This is a genomic window from Desulfomarina profundi (genome assembly GCF_019703855.1).
GTDB lineage: Bacteria > Desulfobacterota > Desulfobulbia > Desulfobulbales > Desulfocapsaceae > Desulfomarina > Desulfomarina profundi.
The window spans coordinates 989722-1007500 of sequence record NZ_AP024086.1; the positions used below are offsets into that span (position 1 = coordinate 989722).

At 45.9% G+C, this 17779-nt stretch carries 13 protein-coding genes, 2 rRNA genes and 1 pseudogene (1 of these 16 cut by a window edge); 5 read left to right on the forward strand and 11 right to left on the reverse strand.

Annotation, left to right across the window (positions count from 1 at the left end):
• The first annotated feature begins 125 nt into the window (after positions 1 to 125).
• The 4 genes from LO777_RS04645 (at position 126) to LO777_RS04660 (ending at position 5271) form a co-directional block, all read left to right on the forward strand.
• Complete coding sequence (locus tag LO777_RS04645; RefSeq protein WP_228856387.1) at positions 126 to 299, forward strand: hypothetical protein; 174 nt, start codon at positions 126 to 128, stop codon at positions 297 to 299.
• 338 nt (positions 300 to 637) lie between these two features.
• Positions 638 to 1900, forward strand: a complete 1263-nt coding sequence (locus LO777_RS04650) for an MFS transporter (protein ID WP_228856388.1) — start codon at positions 638 to 640, stop codon at positions 1898 to 1900.
• Between the two features lie 71 nt (positions 1901 to 1971).
• Entirely contained in the window at positions 1972 to 4572 is a 2601-nt protein-coding gene (locus LO777_RS04655) for an AMP-binding protein (RefSeq protein ID WP_228856389.1), read from the forward strand.
• Positions 4573 to 4689: 117 nt separating this feature from the next.
• A complete protein-coding gene (locus tag LO777_RS04660; RefSeq protein ID WP_228856390.1) occupies positions 4690 to 5271 on the forward strand; it encodes a zinc ribbon-containing (seleno)protein DG in 582 nt (193 codons plus the stop codon).
• On the opposite strand, the gene LO777_RS04665 is transcribed toward LO777_RS04660, so the two are convergent.
• The 4 genes and pseudogenes from LO777_RS04665 to LO777_RS04680 all read right to left on the reverse strand — a co-directional run bounded on the left by LO777_RS04665 (position 5263) and on the right by LO777_RS04680 (position 9714).
• The gene (locus LO777_RS04665) at positions 5263 to 6090 is read right to left on the reverse strand and encodes an OB-fold nucleic acid binding domain-containing protein (protein ID WP_228856391.1); all 828 of its coding nucleotides are present in this window, start codon (positions 6088 to 6090) and stop codon (positions 5263 to 5265) included. The genes LO777_RS04660 and LO777_RS04665 overlap by 9 nt on opposite strands.
• A gap of 84 nt (positions 6091 to 6174) precedes the next feature.
• Positions 6175 to 6357: pseudogene (locus tag LO777_RS04670) on the reverse strand (helix-hairpin-helix domain-containing protein); the annotation flags it as partial.
• Positions 6327 to 8792, reverse strand: coding sequence for a DNA polymerase III subunit alpha (gene dnaE / locus LO777_RS04675; protein ID WP_228856392.1), 2466 nt, complete (start codon positions 8790 to 8792; stop codon positions 6327 to 6329). The pseudogene LO777_RS04670 and the gene dnaE, both read right to left, overlap by 31 nt.
• 1 nt (position 8793) lies before the next feature.
• Positions 8794 to 9714: a pentapeptide repeat-containing protein gene (locus tag LO777_RS04680; protein WP_228856393.1), complete on the reverse strand. Its 921-nt coding sequence runs from the start codon at positions 9712 to 9714 to the stop codon at positions 8794 to 8796.
• Between the two features lie 353 nt (positions 9715 to 10067).
• Between LO777_RS04680 and LO777_RS04685 the strand changes: the two genes are divergently transcribed.
• Positions 10068 to 10613 carry a DUF4388 domain-containing protein gene (locus LO777_RS04685; protein ID WP_228856394.1) on the forward strand — a complete coding sequence of 182 codons (546 nt, stop codon included), beginning with the start codon at positions 10068 to 10070 and terminating at the stop codon, positions 10611 to 10613.
• Here LO777_RS04685 and LO777_RS04690 read toward each other — a convergent pair.
• From LO777_RS04690 to LO777_RS04720, 7 genes are all read right to left on the reverse strand, one after another.
• Positions 10606 to 11445 carry a motility protein A gene (locus LO777_RS04690; RefSeq protein ID WP_228856395.1) on the reverse strand — a complete coding sequence of 280 codons (840 nt, stop codon included), beginning with the start codon at positions 11443 to 11445 and terminating at the stop codon, positions 10606 to 10608. The two genes, LO777_RS04685 and LO777_RS04690, sit on opposite strands and share 8 nt — an antisense overlap.
• A gap of 12 nt (positions 11446 to 11457) precedes the next feature.
• Positions 11458 to 12573 (reverse strand): OmpA family protein, encoded by a 1116-nt coding sequence (locus LO777_RS04695; RefSeq protein WP_228856396.1) that lies wholly within the window; start codon positions 12571 to 12573, stop codon positions 11458 to 11460.
• Between the two features lie 508 nt (positions 12574 to 13081).
• Positions 13082 to 14029, reverse strand: a complete 948-nt coding sequence (locus tag LO777_RS04700) for a fructose-bisphosphatase class II family protein (protein ID WP_228856397.1) — start codon at positions 14027 to 14029, stop codon at positions 13082 to 13084.
• A 41-nt stretch (positions 14030 to 14070) separates the two neighbouring features.
• A complete protein-coding gene (locus LO777_RS04705; protein WP_228856398.1) occupies positions 14071 to 15927 on the reverse strand; it encodes a fructose-bisphosphatase class III in 1857 nt (618 codons plus the stop codon).
• Between the two features lie 168 nt (positions 15928 to 16095).
• The gene (locus LO777_RS04710) at positions 16096 to 16281 is read right to left on the reverse strand and encodes a hypothetical protein (protein WP_228856399.1); all 186 of its coding nucleotides are present in this window, start codon (positions 16279 to 16281) and stop codon (positions 16096 to 16098) included.
• A gap of 161 nt (positions 16282 to 16442) precedes the next feature.
• Positions 16443 to 16559: ribosomal RNA gene (gene rrf / locus LO777_RS04715) — 5S ribosomal RNA — on the reverse strand.
• Between the two features lie 209 nt (positions 16560 to 16768).
• A 23S ribosomal RNA gene (locus LO777_RS04720) occupies positions 16769 to 17779 on the reverse strand; it runs 2130 nt beyond the window's last position.

Sequence of the window (17779 nt, forward strand, 5' to 3'; positions counted from 1 at the left end):
TATTGTGTTGTTTGTGGGATATTATTTTATAAAAACAGTATAATACGATTATTCTTTCTGCTGGTATGGAATGTGTAATAGAAACTGCAATGTTTCAACTTATCAATTCAACCAGGAGAAGAACTATGAAAGAAAATGAAATAATAAATTTATTTGTTATGACAGTTATCTCAGCACTCTTTTTTTCTGATTCTTACCGTGTTCGGAAAATCCCAGGCAGCCGACCTGCCGAAGCCGAAGAGCATACAGGATTATCAATATCGGTTTTGTCAGAACTGAGGCAGGTCAGGTTTTTGTGAATTCAAAGGATAAGGATCTTGAAGCCCTGTATACTTGATGGACTCGTAAAAACTCCGATCTACTGCGTTGTGGGGTGATCGTGTAATGCTCGACGTACTCTATGTACGCCTGCGCTTACACGACACCGCCACGCCTTGTATATCGAAGTTTTTCCAGAGTCCATCTGAGAACGTTGAACGATTTTTTACGAGATCATCATACTTGACTTCAGTTTATCCCCTGGTCGAAGGCGGAATGGATGATGAAAGAGTAATCGAAATTGTTCCTGTCGTGAAGATGCAGCCTGTGCCGGGGTGGCTGAGTTTTGAACGCAACCAGAATAAAATAAGAGATAAAAATGAAACAACAATCAAATCAGACAGAACGGGAACAGGTTCGCTGGGCAAGAAAAAGATTCATCGCTATGGCTGGAACCTACTTTCTCGGTGTTTTCAATGATAATTTTTTCAAGCAGGCCATTCTCCTGCTGGCTGTCGCCGCAGGTCTGAATCAGATCCAGGGGTATGCAACGGAGTTGTTTTCTCTGCCGTTTATTCTTTTTTCTGCCTGGGGTGGCTGGCTGGCCGACAGGTTTGCAAAACGACGGGTTGTAATAGGTGTCAAATTTCTGGAACTGATGGCAATGCTGATCGGGGCCTATGGTATTCTCACCATGAACTGGCCCTGTGTACTGTCAATGGTCTTTCTGATGGGATTGCAGTCGACCCTGTTCGGGCCTGCACTGAATGGTTCAATTCCCGAGCTGTATCCCCGTAACTTTGTCACGAGAGCCAATGCTGTACTGAAACTGGTTACAACAGTGGCGATCTTATTGGGGATGGCATTGGCCGGTTTTGCCCTTGACCTGCAACTGATGTCCACATCCATTCCCTTTGGCAGGATTGTGGTGGCCTGTGCTGTGGTTTGTATTGGTCTTCTGGGAGTTTTGGCATCATTTGGTGTTTATTCGAGACCGGCAGGTAATACCCATGTGTCTTTTCCCTGGAGCGGACCTCTTCATTCAATTCGGGATCTTGTGAAATTGAAAAAAGATCCTCTTCTTCTCCTGGCTGTTTTCTGCGACAGTTTTTTTTATTTTGTGAGTCTTCTGGCTGTGCTGGTGATTAATACACTCGGTCTGCAGCAACTTGGGCTGAGTGCTTCCCGTACATCTCTTCTTGCTGTTTCACTCATGGTCGGTGTGTGTTTTGGGGCCCTTGCTGCCGCAAAAATCACCAGTCACTCCAGGTGGACTCATGTGCTTCCCTGGGGATCTGCGGGGATGGGCATAAGTCTTGCCGCAGCAGGTGGGCTTGTCACCGTAGGGGGTGGGGGGCAGTTCCTGCTGTTGCTCTGCTGCCTGGTACTGGCAGGAAGTTTTGGCGGCCTGTTCCTCATTCCGGTAACATCATTTATACAGGTGCGTCCTGGAGCAGGCGATAAGGGAAAGGTAATTGCCGCGGCCAATTTTCTTGCATTCAGTTGCATGCTCCTGGCGGGAAGGCTTTTTCCGCTGCTTGATGGTCATTTCCAGCCTGCGGTTTCCATGCAGATCCTCGGAGCATTTTCTTTGCTTGCTGGCCTGGTTATCAGTCTTGTTCTCAAGTTGAAGCTGTCTTGAAAATAGGGGGAACAAAACTCAAAAGGAAAAGTCTGTTAAAATAGTAAATACAATAACATTTGGAAATAACAATGAAAATAATATGTAATTTTTTAATTTACCTGTTGCTCAGTCTTCGTTACAGAATTACTCTAAAAGGCCTTGCTGCTCTTGAAAATAATAATAAACCGATTCTTTTCCTGCCGAACCATCAGGCTTTGATTGATCCTGTTATTGTCATGAACAGTCTGTATAATAGATTTTCACCTCGGCCACTTGCCGATGAAAATCAGTTTGATCACCCTCTGCTGAAGTTGCTGGCAAGGAAATTGAATCTCATTGCTATTCCTGATCTGGCGGTAAGCGGGCGCATGGCAAAGGAGGAAGTTGATGCCGGTCTGGATGAAGTGGTAAGAGCCTTGAACGCCGGTGACAATGTGCTGATGTATCCGGCTGGGCGCTTGTGTCACTCAAACCTGGAGCGACTGGGAGGTAACAGTGGTGTTACCTCTATAGTTCACCGGGTACCTGACGTGAGACTTGTCCTGTTGCGAACGCGTGGACTGTGGGGAAGCAGTTTCAGCCGGGCTTCCGGAGCCCCTTCATTTTTCAGGGTATTGAAAAAAGGAGTGGGGGATTTACTGGTGAACTGTCTGTTTTTCATGCCACGCAGGGAGGTCTGTATTGAGGTGGAAGAGGTGGCAGATTTTCCACGGAAGGCCGGGAAACGTGAAATCAATCGCTATCTGGAGGAGTGGTATAACTGTGAACCTGACAGAAACAGGATTGTGCCGCGATTCTGGTGGAAGGGGAGCAAACCACTTTTTCGGCCCGAACCGTCCAGGAAAACTGTTATCCGTGAGACACACACCATTCCTGAAAGAATCAGTAACCAGGTCAAGAGAAAACTCTCCGAGCTTTCGGGCGTTCAGGAGGTGAACGATCAGGACAGTCTGACTGATGATCTGGCAATGGACAGCCTGGTTCTTGTTGAATTCGGCTGTTGGCTTGAAAATGAATTCGGTTTTTCCCCGGAACAGCTGAGCACCTTGACAACTGTGGCGGATTGTATTCTTGCGGCTGCTGGTTTTATGGTGGGGATGACCGCCCAGGAAATTAAACCGGCAACGGAGAAATGGTTGGCACCGGTGGAAGAATGCACACTGACACCAGCAGAAGGAAGCAATATAGCCAAGGTTTTTCTGAACCAGGCCCGGAAGAATCCGGATCAGGTTATTATAACTGACCAGATCAGCGGGGACAAAACATGGCGGCAGTTGATCCTGGCGATCTACGCGTTTCTTCCATTCATAACGAAAATTCCGCAAAAGCGGGTGGGAATAATGCTTCCCGGAGCAGTCAGTGCAGTCATAAGCTGGCTGGCAGTTGTGTTCAGTGGTAAAGAACCTGTGATGGTGAACTGGACGACGGGTATCAGAAATATGCAATACAGTCTTGAGAATCTTGGGGTGGAGCAGGTTATTACAGCCAGGGCCATGACAGGAAAGTTGGAGAACCAGGGAATCGACTTGAACCTGCTCTCTGTCAAATGGTTGTATCTGGAAGATCTTGCTTCGGGTATCAGTTTCTGGCGTAGAATTGTTTCACTGGCGAAAAGCCGGTTTTTCTGGTGGGGACTGGAAAAGGCTGAGATAGCTGATACTGCAGCGATTCTTTTTACATCCGGTTCTGAAAGTCGTCCGAAGGCTGTTCCGCTCAGTCATGCAAATCTGCTGGCAAATGTTGCAGATTTTGCCAAAGTCCTCTCACTTTCCGCAAATGACAGACAGCTTGGTATCCTGCCGGTTTTTCACTCTCTCGGCCTTGCCGGTACTGTTATTCTGCCACTGTGCAGTGGGCTGAGAACCGTTTATTGGCCAAATCCCACAGAGGGTGGCATGATGGCCCGTATGATTCAGGAGTATCGACCTTCTATGTTGATCACGACCCCGACCTTTCTCGGTGGTATTCTGCGAGCAGCGGATAAAGAGAAACTGTCGTCTTTGCGTCTTGTGTTTTCGGGAGCGGAAAAGTGTCCGGAACATTTGTTTTCCGGTTTGAACGATATATGTCCACAGGCTGTGTTGTGTGAAGGATATGGTGTAACTGAATGTTCACCGGTTGTTGCCGTTAATTCCATTGAAAAGCCACGTCCTGGGACAATCGGGCAGATATTGCCTTCAATGGAATGGCTCCTGGTAAACCCTGAAACCCATATTCCTGTCGGTCCCGGTGAATCTGGAAAACTGCTGGTTAGAGGTCCCAATGTGTTTTCAGGATACCTTGGTGATGTCCCTTCACCCTTTGTGGAGCATGGCGGGCATTTATGGTATGATACCGGGGATCTGGTTTATGAAGATGATGGAGTACTTGTCTTTGCCGGTCGGATGAAACGGTTTGTCAAGCTCGGCGGAGAGATGGTATCATTGCCCGCTATTGAGCATGTACTGACAGAGAACTGTGATTGTAGCGTGAATGAACCTGAAATTGCGGTTATGGCAACCGCTGACGAGGAGCATCCGGAGCTGGTGCTGTTGACTGCCATGGATATTGAAAGAGAGGAAGTGAATCGAATTATCAGGAAAGCCGGGTTGTCCCCGCTGCATAACATTAGAATGGTGCGGAAAATTGAGGCTGTTCCTTTGCTCGGGACCGGGAAGACAGATTATGCTGCTCTTGAGAAACTCATGTAAGTGAACAGGGGTAAGGTAAATGAAAACACAGAGTTACAAGTCATGCTACCAGTTACAACTCATGGCAGTATAATGACCAGGAACGAAATATAGATGTAATTCACCAGGAAATAGAAAATGTTTTGGAAAAAAAAGACAAAAAAGAGAAGAACGCAGGAAACCGTACTGGACGGAGTCGATCCGGAACTGAACTATTGTCCCTCTTGCGGGGACGAATACAGATCAGATATCAAAAATTGTGTCTCCTGTGAGGTGGATCTTATTTCCGGAAAGGAAAAACTCGCGCTGGTTCGGCAGGAACAGGAGTTGCTGAATAATCGCAGTATGGAAATATCTGTTGATGATGAACTTGTTGATTTACGCAAGGGTGGACTGCACGACATGAAACAGTTGCAGGCTCTTCTCGCCCAGAACCGTATTCCCTCGATTCTTGCCGGGGATGAGAGTTGCGGGAAGGGGTGCTGTGGTGCCGAGATGTACCTGCAGGTCAGAAAAAGCGATGTGGATGCGGCCATGGTGGTTCTGAGCCGGGAGTATATCAGAAACACTTCCCTGGAGAACCACGATTTGTCCCATGTGGATGCGGTTTTTGTTCAGGAAGCAGATTCAAATATCTGCCCGGCTTGTGGTTACAGATTTGCCGCATCGGATGGGATGAACTGCCCGGAATGTGGCCTCTGTTTCGAGGTTTCAGGCTGACTGCCTTGATTTCTGCTTGTTCCACCGTTTTTTCCGGGGTGCAAGGGTAATCGGCTTCTTGATAAAGGAGATGGGGTTATAGTCCAGTATGGTTTCAACCTTATCGCTCAGTTGTCTGCATGGTTCTATGGTGAGATCCTTTGTAACATCAATATCGACTTCACCCCTTCCAGGAAAATGGATGGTCAGGAGAACAGGACAGGAACCGTGATGTTGGTAGAGGACTTCCTTTACCTTCTCCATCTGTTGCCGGCTCAGTCCGGTTGATTCCAGTTTTATACGTGCTGATTCCGTATATTTTTTCCTGGCTTCCGGCAGTGGATCAATGGAATCGGCGATGATTTTTGGTCCACGTTCATCCTGCTGGACCATTCCCTGGATAATCAGAGGATCCGTGGATGCGAGTGTGGCCTCGCAACGGCTGTAGGTATCAGGAAAAACGATGACTTCAACGGCATCAAAAAGATCTTCAACAGTTATGAATGCCATGGGGTCCCCTTTTTTTGATTTCAGCTTTTTGCAGTTACGAATGAGTCCCCCGATGCGGACAGGCTGATCATTTCCCCAGTTGGCAAGGTTCTGAATAGTTGTATCAATAACCGTGTTGATTTCCTGGATTGTGTCATCAAGGGGATGTCCGGTGATATAAAAACCTACAGTTTCTTTTTCATAGGCTAATTTCTTTCGGTCATTCCACTCATCGATATCCGGCATGGAGATATCGGTTATTTCTGTTTTTGCTTTTGTTTCCGGAGCCAGAGAAAAAAGTGACATCTGGCCACTCAGCAGATCTCTCTGAACTGCCTTGGCCTGTTCCATGGCCTGGTCCAGAATGGCAAAATATTGGGAACGCTTGTATCCCAGGGAGTCAAATGATCCTGATTTTATAAGGCTTTCAATTACCCTCGAGTTGACCCTTCGGGAATCAACCCTGTTGCAGAAATCGCTTAACGATTTGTACTTTCCCTTCTTTTCCCGTTCTTCGATGATGGAATCAATAGCAGATCCGCCAACATTTTTAACAGCGGCAAGACCGAAGCGGATCCTGTCGTTGACTACACTGAAATCTTTGACACTTTCGTTAATGTCGGGGGGAGGACTTCAATATTGTGCTCCCTGCACTCGTTGATATAGAGAACAACCTTATCCGTGTTGTTCATATCGCAGGAGAGCAGAGCAGCCATGAACTGGGGTGCGAAATGGGCCTTGAGATAGGCTGTCTGGTAGCATATCAGTGCATAGGCGGCTGAGTGGGATTTGTTGAAACCGTATCCCGCAAATTTGGCCATAAGATCAAAAATATACTCGGCCTTATCCTCAGGATGATTGTTCTTTCTGGCACCAGCCATGAATTTGACTCGTTCTTCATCCATGACTTCTTCTATCTTCTTCCCCATTGCCCGGCGGAGGATATCCGCGTCTCCCAGGGAATAACTGGCCAGAATATTAGCAATTTTCATGACCTGTTCCTGGTAGACGATGACTCCATACGTTTCTTCCAGGACCGGTTTGATCTCCGGCAGCGGATAATTGGCTGTGGCCTTGCCGTGTTTGGTTTTGACAAAGTCGTCCACCATCCCTGAATCCAGGGGGCCGGGGCGATAAAGGGCCACCAGAGCGATAAGATCACTGAACTGGGTTGGGGCCATTTTTACGAGAAGTTCCCGCATTCCTGAGCTTTCCAGTTGGAAAACACCCAGGGCATCCCCACTGCAGAGAAGGTCATAGGTTTTGATATCATCCATGGGAATGGCGTCGATATCGAGTTTTTTTCCAATGTCCTGTTCAATGTGTTTGAGAGCCTTGTCGATAACGGTGAGTGTTTTCAAACCGAGGAAATCGAATTTGATCAATCCGGTCATCTCGGTATGTTTCATATCATACTGGGTCAGGGTTTCTTCGTTGCTCCCCCGACAGGTCGGCAGATAATGGGTCATCGGTTTTGGGGAGACGACCACTCCGGCGGCATGGGTTGAGGTGTGACGTGCCAGCCCTTCAAGGGTCTTTGAAACGGAAAGAAGTTCAGCAATACGGGGGTCACTGTCGGCCATTTCCTGGAGTTTAGGTTCTTCCTCCAGGGCTTTTTTGATGGTCATTTTCAGCTGGTCGGGAACCAGTTTTGCCACCTTGTCCACTTCTCCAAAAGGGATGTCAAGGGCCCTGCCTACATCGCGGATTACTCCTCTGGCCTTCATGGATCCGTAAGTAACTATCTGAGCCACATGAGCGGCACCACCGTACTTGTTGCGGACGTAGTCAATGACCTCGCCTCTTCGTTCCTGGCAGAAATCCACGTCGAAGTCGGGCATTGATTTTCGTTCGATATTGAGAAAACGTTCAAAGATCAGTCCATAGGGAATGGGGTCTATATTGGTGATGCGCATGCAATAGGCAGCAAGACTTCCGGCACCTGATCCACGTCCCGGCCCCACCGGAATATCGTGGTTTTTTGCCCAGTTGATGAAGTCGGCGACAATGAGGAAATAAGCGGGAAATCCCATGGTACGGATGACATCAATTTCCGACTCAAGTCGGTTTGTATACGTTTTTTCGACCTCGGGAGAAAAAGTTCCGGCCCTGCGCATATCATTGAATCGTTCCTGCAGGCCGTCCCGACAGGCCGTTTCAAAGAGGGAATCAAGACTTTCTCCCTCCGGAACTTCGAAATTAGGGAAATAGTAGTTGCCGAATTCAATTTCCAGGTTACAACGATCCGTTATTTCACGACTGGTCGCTATGGATTCCGGACAGTAGGCAAAACTCTTTTTCATGGTTTCCTGTGACTTGAAGTAAAACTCGTCTGTTGAAAACCTGAATCGTTTAGGGTCATTTATGGTTTTACCGGTCTGGATACAGAGCAGGATTTCGTGGGCATGTGCCTCCTCCCTGTTCAGGTAATGGCAGTCATTGGTGGCCACAACCTTGATTCCCATGTCTCTGCCGAGGGAGATCAATCCTTCATTGACAGGTTTTTGTTCGGCTATACCGTTTTCCTGAATTTCGAAATAGAGTCGGTCTCCGAAAATGTCATACAGTTCCTGAGCCTTTTTCCGCGCCCCGTCCATATCTTTTTTACGGATAAGGTAGGGGACCTGGCCATGTAGACAGGCTGTCAGGGCAATGACTCCTTCGTTGTGGGCCCTGAGAACGTCCATATCGATTCTCGGTTTATAATAAAACCCTTCAAACTGGGCGATACTGGCCATCTTCATCAGGTTCTGATATCCGCCGTGGTCCATGGCAAGCAGGACGATATGAAAGGCAACTTCACCATCTATTTTTTTTCTGTCTCGCATATCACCGGGGGCAATATACAGTTCGCAACCGACAATCGGTTTTATATCGGCTGCCTTTGCTTTCTTGTAAAATTCCAGAGCTCCATACATTGCGCCATGGTCAGTTACCGCTACACTGTCCATGCCGTATTCCTTACATTTATCAAGGAGATCGGTCAGGCGAATAGCTCCGTCCAGCAGGCTGTATTGGGTGTGAACATGAAGATGGGTGAATTCTGCACTCATATTAATAGTTGTATCCTTCAGCAGATTCGAGATTGGCACCGTCAAGGATGGCACCTTCCAGAATCGCATTGTTAAGTTTTGCTTTTATGAGGTTGCTTCCGGTCAGATCGGCGTTGGAAAGATCGGCATTGACCAGAATGGCACCTGCAAGACTGGTGGCAACAAGACGGGCTCCAGTCAGATTGGCACCGGTAAGATTGGCCCTGCGCAGGTTGGCTCCGCTGAGATCTGCTCCCGCCAGGTTGGCGCCTTTCAGATTGGCACCGATGAGATTTGCATCTTTCAGATTGATACCCCTGAGATTACAATCGGGACAGTTGCGGGCAATTCTGATGAGATCATCCCGTTTGGTGTTCTTGGCTTGTCGCCTTGATACCGTGCTTTCTGCAGCTGTTTTATCATCTTTTTCTTTATCAGGCGCGCTGAAAACAGGGCTGGCATTTTTTTTGGCGAATTGTTCTCTGAGGTATTGTTTCCCCTTATGTTTTCCCAGTTGCTGAGACAGGTTGTAAGGATCAGCTGTAAGAAATTCGGCTGTGCAGTATCTGGCGCCATTTTCAGTAAAAAGAGTATATTTTCCTTCGGTTCCCGCAGGGAAAACTCGGTAGCATTTAGTGTCACCATAATACCAGGTACGATATTTAATGCAGAGTTGGTTTTCCGATGAAACATCCCATTTGCCGACATCTCTGCTTTTCAGGCGATCAATCGCCGCCAGGGTGCCATTCGTGTTAAAAAAGAGAGTTGCATCAAAATCAACAGCCTCAAGGTGCAGGCTGTTGTTGCTGACCATGTCAAAGAGTTGGCGGGATGTGAGGGGGGCTTTCCCTGAGGCGATTACCTGATTCTGATTTACGGGCGCGCAACCATTGATGAAAAGGAATAGCAGCAAAAGCTGGATAAAAAAGAAAAGCCGAATCATATATGTCGTCCCCCAGTGATTTTTTTATCTTAATCCGAAAAGCACTCACAGAAACCAATATAGTCTTTTTCTCTTTGTACATCAAATTAATAGATTCTGATTCAATGACAACCGAATGAGTTTTTTCCGGGAAAAATAAAATCAGCTAACAGCAAGATGGAGTTGCTTTTGAGGGTGACTTTCATTACAATAGTAGTATTCCGCATATTTTCATTGAACACATTTTGAAATTGGACTATGAGCTAGCCCTTCAATCTTTAATGTTGATGAAAACACAGAGTTACAAAACCTGTGACCAGTTGCTATTTAATAAACGCCGGTGTTCGTTTTCGGGCAGGAGAAAATGATAAAAAATGAAACTTGATGCACGGCACAGGGGCGGAGTATCGCTCCAGGGTGATATTGGGGCAATTGAGCTGAACAATGTTTTTCAGTTTCTTGACTATGCAACCCTGTCAGGAGAATTGCGTATTGTTACAAATGGCAATAGTGGCAGTTTTTTCTTTCAACGGGGGATACTGATTTTTGGTGCTCTCGGTACCAATCAGAAGAGGATTGGTGATCTCCTGCTCGAATCGGGATGTATTTCAGTATTACAGCTGAACCAGGGTCTTAAAATCCACAGGCAGCACGGTGGGCGAAGACGTCTGGGTGATATCCTTGTACGAAAGGGGTACCTTGAATTTGAAAATCTTTCCGAGACACTGAAGATGCAGGCCCGTGAAGCTTTTTTTGAAACCCTGAGATGGAAGGAAGGGATGTTTTTTTTCTTTGTCAACCAATATCCTTCCCGGGAGGAAATTCTTATCAATGAGCGCATTGACCATCTACTCCTGGAAGGCATTGTGCGGCTTGATCACACGGTTTCAGGAACTGATTCGGTTAAACAGGTCAAGTAACCCGCTGATCATTGTTTTCACTCTTTTCTTTTTGTTCAATTGCAAAACGTTCTCTTATTTTTGCATATGAGACAAGACTGGCCTCACGTTCTGACGGAGTAAGGAAAGATTCCAGTTTAGTTTTCAGAATAACAGAGTTCATTTCTGTACTGATGGCGATGACACCTTCCATTATGATTTTTTGCAGAAGCAGTTCCTGGTTTGTTCTTTCCCTGATAATGGATGCAAAAGGGAGGAAAAAAAAGTTAGCGAAAATCAGCCCGTAGAGAGTTGATGTCAGAGCTATTGGGATTGCCTTAAGAATGATTGAAGTATCTCCTATACCACCAAGCATTGTAATAAGACCTACCACTGATCCAATAATACCGAATGCCGGGAAATAATCGGCGATTGTTCTGAGGATTCGTTCGCAATCCTCCCGGCGAAGCTTGAAAAAGTACATTTCAGTATTAAGGATATCTCTGATTTGTTCAATCTGGTAACCGTCAACAAGGCAGCCAAGGGCTCTTCTTAAAAAGAGCACAGTCGTTTCATTCTCCTGATCCTGCAGGGAAAGGATCCCTTCCATTTTTGAGCGGATTGAGAGATCAATCAGAATATTAATGATCTCCGTTTCTTTTTTTATAGGGTTTTTATAGGCGGACAGAAGAACCTTACAGACAATACGAAGTTGTTCAAACTTAAAACTGATCAGCGATGCGGCCAGTGTACCTCCACAGACAATCAGCAGTCCGGATATGTTGAAATAGAGGGAAATATTTCCATGGATAAAAAAGCCCAGGATAAACAGTGCGATACTGAGAAAAAGCCCTATTGAAGTTTTATTTTTCATCACATTTCCGATTTATTTCAGATTTTCAGCTGTTGGCTTAAGGGGTTGGGGGAGTCTTTTGCTGATAATAATTTCCACCCGACGATTTTTGGCTCGATTTTCTGCGGTAGTGTTAGGCCTGACGGGTCTATAGGAAGAGTAGCCACTTACCACAAACTGGCTGGGGTTCATTCCCATGTTGTCGATAAAGAATCGGGCGACTGTGCTGGCCCGTGCCACCGACAGTTCCCAGTTGCTTTTAAATCGATTGGATCGCATGGGAATATTATCAGTATGGCCAACGATATTGATCATATAAGGGGTCAATCTGATCACTGCGGCAATTTTCTTCAGGGATTTTTTTGCCTCGGTTGACAGCTCGCTTTCGCCAAGCCCAAAAAGCAGGTCACCTGTTAATATGATGCGCATGGTTTTATCGGGAACAAGATCAATTGTTGCAAATTTTTCGAGATTATTGGATTCAAGCGCATCTTTACTCAGGGTGAAAATTTCTTGGAACTGGTCTTTTTTCACTTGGGGATTCTGGTCTTGGTCAAGAAGGGGACGGGGTTCAAGGATCTCTTCCGGGTCTTTGGCTGCTGTTTTTTCTTCCGGAATTGCCAGTACAATTTTTTTCGGTGCCAGTTGAGATGAAACTGTAGTTTTGGTATCTTGAAATGGTTCTGCATCCTCCTGTTTTTCTTGAACGGCATTTGCAGCAGGAGAGCTTTCAGGAACTTTTACGACTTTTTTAATGGTTCCGGCGGTCATTATGGGAAGGCCGGGTTTTATAGGAATAAATGGGAAGGATGCGCCGCTTGCATCTATTGAATCAAGGGCTTCCGTAGTGTCCCCACCAAGAATTTCCGGTTTCTTTTTGCCCAGAAATTCTTCATTGGCAGACTGGTATACAAACATGGCAAGAAAGAGAATAAACATGGTCATCATCAGGTCTGACCAGGCAATTGACCAGTGCGTTGGTCGGGGAAGGGATGATCTGCTGGTGAATTCGTCAATATGAAATACGGTATGGCTTCTAATACGCCTTTCAATATTGACGAATCCGGTACCTTTGCGGTGCTGAGCGCTTCCCGGTGAACTGTTCCGGTCGTCGTTGTTATCTGTTGGCAAGAGATTTTCGGAGTGCATTGGATATATGATTATCAATAGGATTGTTCTTCGGTCAATTGATACCGGGGAACAATTGAGTTGAAGATCAGATTCAGTTCAGTTTTATTATTATCGGACGGATAGAGCTGAAATGTAAAGAAAAAATTTATTAATTGCTATTATTGCTATTTCTGCAGACGGGTCTTAGGGAATCAGATCGTTATTCCGGGAGGGTTCTGTGTTGAAATTCTTTCAAAATTGTATGGTATATAACACTTTTTCGACATTCATTTAAAATTATCAAAGCGATTACAATGTGAAATATCACCAGAAAACCACTGTAAAACCCGGCTGGAAGGATGGACAGATAACTCATGTGTAGAAAAAGGCTTGATATTGCAATGATACGAAGGGGCAGGACCCATTTTTTACAAAGTACTGCACGAGTGGAAGTTGAAGAGGTGAAAATCCTGTGACAACAGCGGGTGATTTTCTGTTTCATATGGATGCCCAGCTCATCAGGACTTTTTTCGGGGGGCAATGTTGATTAGAATACTGGCTTATAGTCAAAAAAGTGGTGCGTTTCAAGCTTTCTGTATGTACGTGATTCGCCCCTGGCTACAAAGGATGTGGTTATGGCACCATTTGAAGTAAAACGAACACCTTCAAGAAATTCGCCGTCGGTAATGCCGGTGGCTGCAATGGCAACTTCCTTTCCGCGGATCAGATCCTGCAGCCTGAAAATTTTATCAAAATCGTCAATACCGTGTTCTGCTGCTTCCCGCTTGTCCCGGTCGTTTTCATAAAAAATCTTTCCCTCAAAATAGCCTCCGAGGCAACTCATGGCTGCAGCCACAAGGGCGCCTTCAGGAGCATAACCGTAGCCGATATAAATATCTGCTTTTTCACCGGTTAATGCTGCGAGACAACCGGATATCTCACCGCCTTCGATGAGTTTTATTCTGGCACCGCACTGTCGGACTTCATTGATCAGTTTCTGGTGGCGGGTCTGGTTGAGGATACAGACAGTTACATTTTCCGTGTATTTTCTCAGGGTCCTGGCGACCCGCTTGACGTTGACTGCCGGAGGTTGATTAATATCAATAACCTGTCCAACCCGGGGGCCAACAACTATTTTATACATACTGAGATTTGGCAGGGACTGGATGGAACCTTCCTTTGCGATTACAGCATATGATGTGGCATTGTTTTTTCCATCAGCCGCAGATCTGTGGGCCTCTAGGGCCACAGCCATTATATCGGTTTTTTCTCCTCCTTTTCCGATGCGGGAGGGGAGTTGGTATGTGTCCTTTCTTTGTGTAAAACGGTCGTTGACAAGGCAGCCATCGATATGGAGTCTGTTGAGTGTCTTTGTGATGGCTTTTCTGGCCTGGTTTAGAATATGATCATGGTCGCCGAGGCCCTGCAGTCTTGCTGCAGTGAGTGCTGCAATTTCTGTAGCACGAACTATTTCCATCCCGTAATTGGTATCCATGATGAAGTCAGGTTTTCCTTAAATATTTGTTCAGGTTTTCGTCAGATGTCATATGTGTGAAATTTATCCTGCTTTGCACATTCGCGAAGCTGACGCATTATCTTGTCACGTTCTTTTTTGATTTTTTTCCCGGCGATGGTATCCTTTATTTTCATGGGCTGCCTGAATTCATCAATAAGTTCAATATCAAGGGGAGCGGATTCAAGTTTTCTCGCGGCTTCCATGATTTCGTCAGGTGTTGGCAGGATTATGCCGTAGAGCTGGTGTGGGGTGTGTACCAGAGAGTGTCCCCTGTTGTAATAGGCAGCTGCAAAACCACCGTCAATATTGATGGCAACCCCATCCTCGCTTGCCATTGAGGCGCCTTTCTTGTAATCGACTGGGGTATGTCCGTATATAACACGCTGCACACCAAATTCTTTCTGTAGAAGTTGTTTAAATTCAGGACGCTGCATATTGTCTTTCCAGTACAGACTTCTCTCGGTATGGGTCGTCTTGTCCACGAGAAAATATCTCTCAAATGTTTTCATGGCATGTTTACCGAAAAATGGAGATTTGGGTCCACACCAGAGATAGAAAAAAAGAGCCTGATCTTCAGGATTCTGTTTTTCACCTTTGAGGTAACGTTCACCGGTACGTTGAATGGTGTCCTGGATAAAACTGAGCAGAAATTTGCCTTTGCGACCAAGAAATTCCTCGAATTCCCCATCCTTAGTTGATGGTATAAGGGCGTGAATATTAAGAAAATTATTTTGAATATGAAATGTTTTCCCGACGGTAAAGAAAAAGCGAAGAAGCCGTTTTAAACGTTGATTGGTCGTGAACTGGTATTCGAGATCATCAACAATCTGCAGTTCCTCGGAAGTGAGTTCGCCGGGATTATCGAGATTAATGGTTGGAAAATGGGTATCATTCAAACCGGAAGTATTGTTTTCCTTTAAGAGTTTCGCGAGCCGGTTGAGCCACAGTCGTGATTCCATTTCGTATTGTGGAAAATCACGAATAGTCTGTTCCTCCAGTTTGAACTGAATAATCGCAAGGGCTTTTTCCATGGAACGTCCCTTGTCGGTCCTTGCTTTAAAATTGCCGGTTACATATTCGACAGGGTATGTTCGTTCAGCAAATTCAGCCAGGGGAGTAAAGTTGAAACGAAGGCGGTGGAGAAATTCGAAATGATCATATCTGCAGGTGATACGCAGGGCTTCTGCTATGAGAGAACGGTTCCCGGCGGCAGCACCCATCCAGAGAATGTCGTGGTTGCCAAAAACATAATCAACCATGCCCCGGTATGCATTCGAAGAGAGGATTCTGATAATTTTATCGGGCTGCGGCCCTCTGTCAAAGACATCACCGAGGACCTGAATTCTGTCCAGGAGAATTTGATGAATGGTATGACCAAGATGGGCAATTAGTCTGGTGGAGATAACCGGTTCTTCAAAGATCGGGTTGGGAACCGGTAGCCCAGAGAGCAGCCGGTTGATGGTCTCACGAAATTCAGGGCGAAAAATCTCGTTTGCCCTGGGGGTAATATTAGTTAATTTATATTTCAGAATTTCGACAAGGCACAGGATGACATCCTGCATATCCATTCTGGTGTGTTTATCGAGGAAATATTGTTTTTTCCTTATAATTTTTGTTAAATATTGAATTTTCTCGGAACTGAAAGTTGAGGGGAGGGCTTCTCTGCAGGTCTGATACAGAATACCGAATCTGCCTCTCAAGATAGATTTGAATCGGTCACCTTCACCGTGCAGGTCGCTTATCCAGAGAGTGGTGGGAATATTGGAGTTAAGTTCCTGTTCCAGTTCAAGAAGTTTTTGTGCAAGTAGGTCTATTTCCTTAACCTGCACTTTGGGAGGTTGGATAAATTGGTCAGTCTGATTATGCTTCGGACCCATTTTGCCCCCTTGTTGCTGAATTGATTATTCCTGATCAAATCTCAAAAGAAAAAGCGAGGTGTTAAACAGGGAGTCGTTTGGCAAATAGTTATAAATAACCTCTTTATGCTACCTTTTTGACAGGAAAAATTCAATGTTTCGTTTAAAAACATTTATCCAATAGAAATCTTATATCAGACCAACTTTTTTCCAGTAATCTTCTATTTCAAGAACGTCCTTGAGGTATTCCAACCAATGTGACTCGCCGAGTTCATTGCCATAAGTTTTTTGATATTCTTTGATTATTTTTTCCTGTTGAGTTTTGGAATAAATGCTCCACTCTATGAGAAGGTCTTCAACTTGTTCAGGTGTCATGTTGGTTTCTGCAGTCCTGTTGTAAATTGTATAAAGGTATTTTTGCAGCCAAAGATAAAAGATACAAACAGTTTCTTACAAAAATCTTACAATCGTCTGATAAAGTGAAAAAATAAAAAAAAAGCCCCAATGAGCGAAGCTCATTGGGGCTTTTTAAAGAGATACGGCGGTGACCTACTCTCCCACACAGTCTCCCATGCAGTACCATCGGCGCTGAAGAGCTTAACTTCCGTGTTCGGAATGGGAACGGGTGGATCCTCTTCGCTATGACCGCCGTAAATTTGGTGAGGGGTAAGGAGTGAGGGGAGAAGACTACTCTTGCCTCTCAAACCGTCCCTGCAAAGTTTACATAAATATTATGTTGGCAGGGCGCTGATCAGCAGATACCTGTTGTTAATCTGCCAACTGTAGCCTGCCTACTGTTATCTTCTATAAAAAACATGATAATCGAATAGTAGTGCAGCCAGTAGAGTAATAATCAAAAAATATGGATAAGCCGCACGGCTGATTAGTATCGGTAAGCTCCATGCATTACTGCACTTCCACACCCGACCTATCTACGTGGTGGTCTACCACGAGCCTTCAGATGGCTTAAGCCATGGGATATCTTATCTTGGAGTGGGCTTCCCGCTTAGATGCTTTCAGCGGTTATCCCTGCCGAACTTAGCTACCCAGCAATGCCCCTGGCGGAACAACTGGTACACCATAGGTTCGTCCATCCCGGTCCTCTCGTACTAGGGAAAGATCTCCTCAAATATCCTGCGCCCGCAACAGATAAGGACCAAACTGTCTCACGACGTTTTAAACCCAGCTCGCGTACCACTTTAATTGGCGAACAGCCAAACCCTTGGGACCTGCTTCAGCCCCAGGATGTGATGAGCCGACATCGAGGTGCCAAACCTCCCCGTCGATATGGACTCTTGGGGGAGATAAGCCTGTTATCCCCGGAGTACCTTTTATCCGTTGAGCGACGACCCTTCCATGCGGAATCGCCGGATCACTAAGACCTACTTTCGTACCTGCTCGACATGTCTGTCTCGCAGTCAAGCTCCCTTATGCCTTTACACTCTACGGCTGGTTTCCAATCAGCCTGAGGGAACCATCGCGCGCCTCCGTTACTCTTTAGGAGGCGACCGCCCCAGTCAAACTACCCACCAGACAATGTCCTGGATCCGGATTACGGACCGCAGTTAGATTCCTAAGATAACAAGGGTGGTATTTCAAGGACGACTCCACGATGACTGGCGTCACCGCTTCAAAGTCTCCCACCTATCCTACACATGTTACCTCAAAAACCAATGCCAAGCTGTAGTAAAGGTTCACGGGGTCTTTCTGTCTTGTTGCGGGTAACCGGCATCTTCACCGGTACTACAGTTTCGCTGAGTCTCTGGTTGAGACAGTGGGGAAATCGTTACGCCATTCGTGCAGGTCGGAACTTACCCGACAAGGAATTTCGCTACCTTAGGACCGTTATAGTTACGGCCGCCGTTTACCGGGG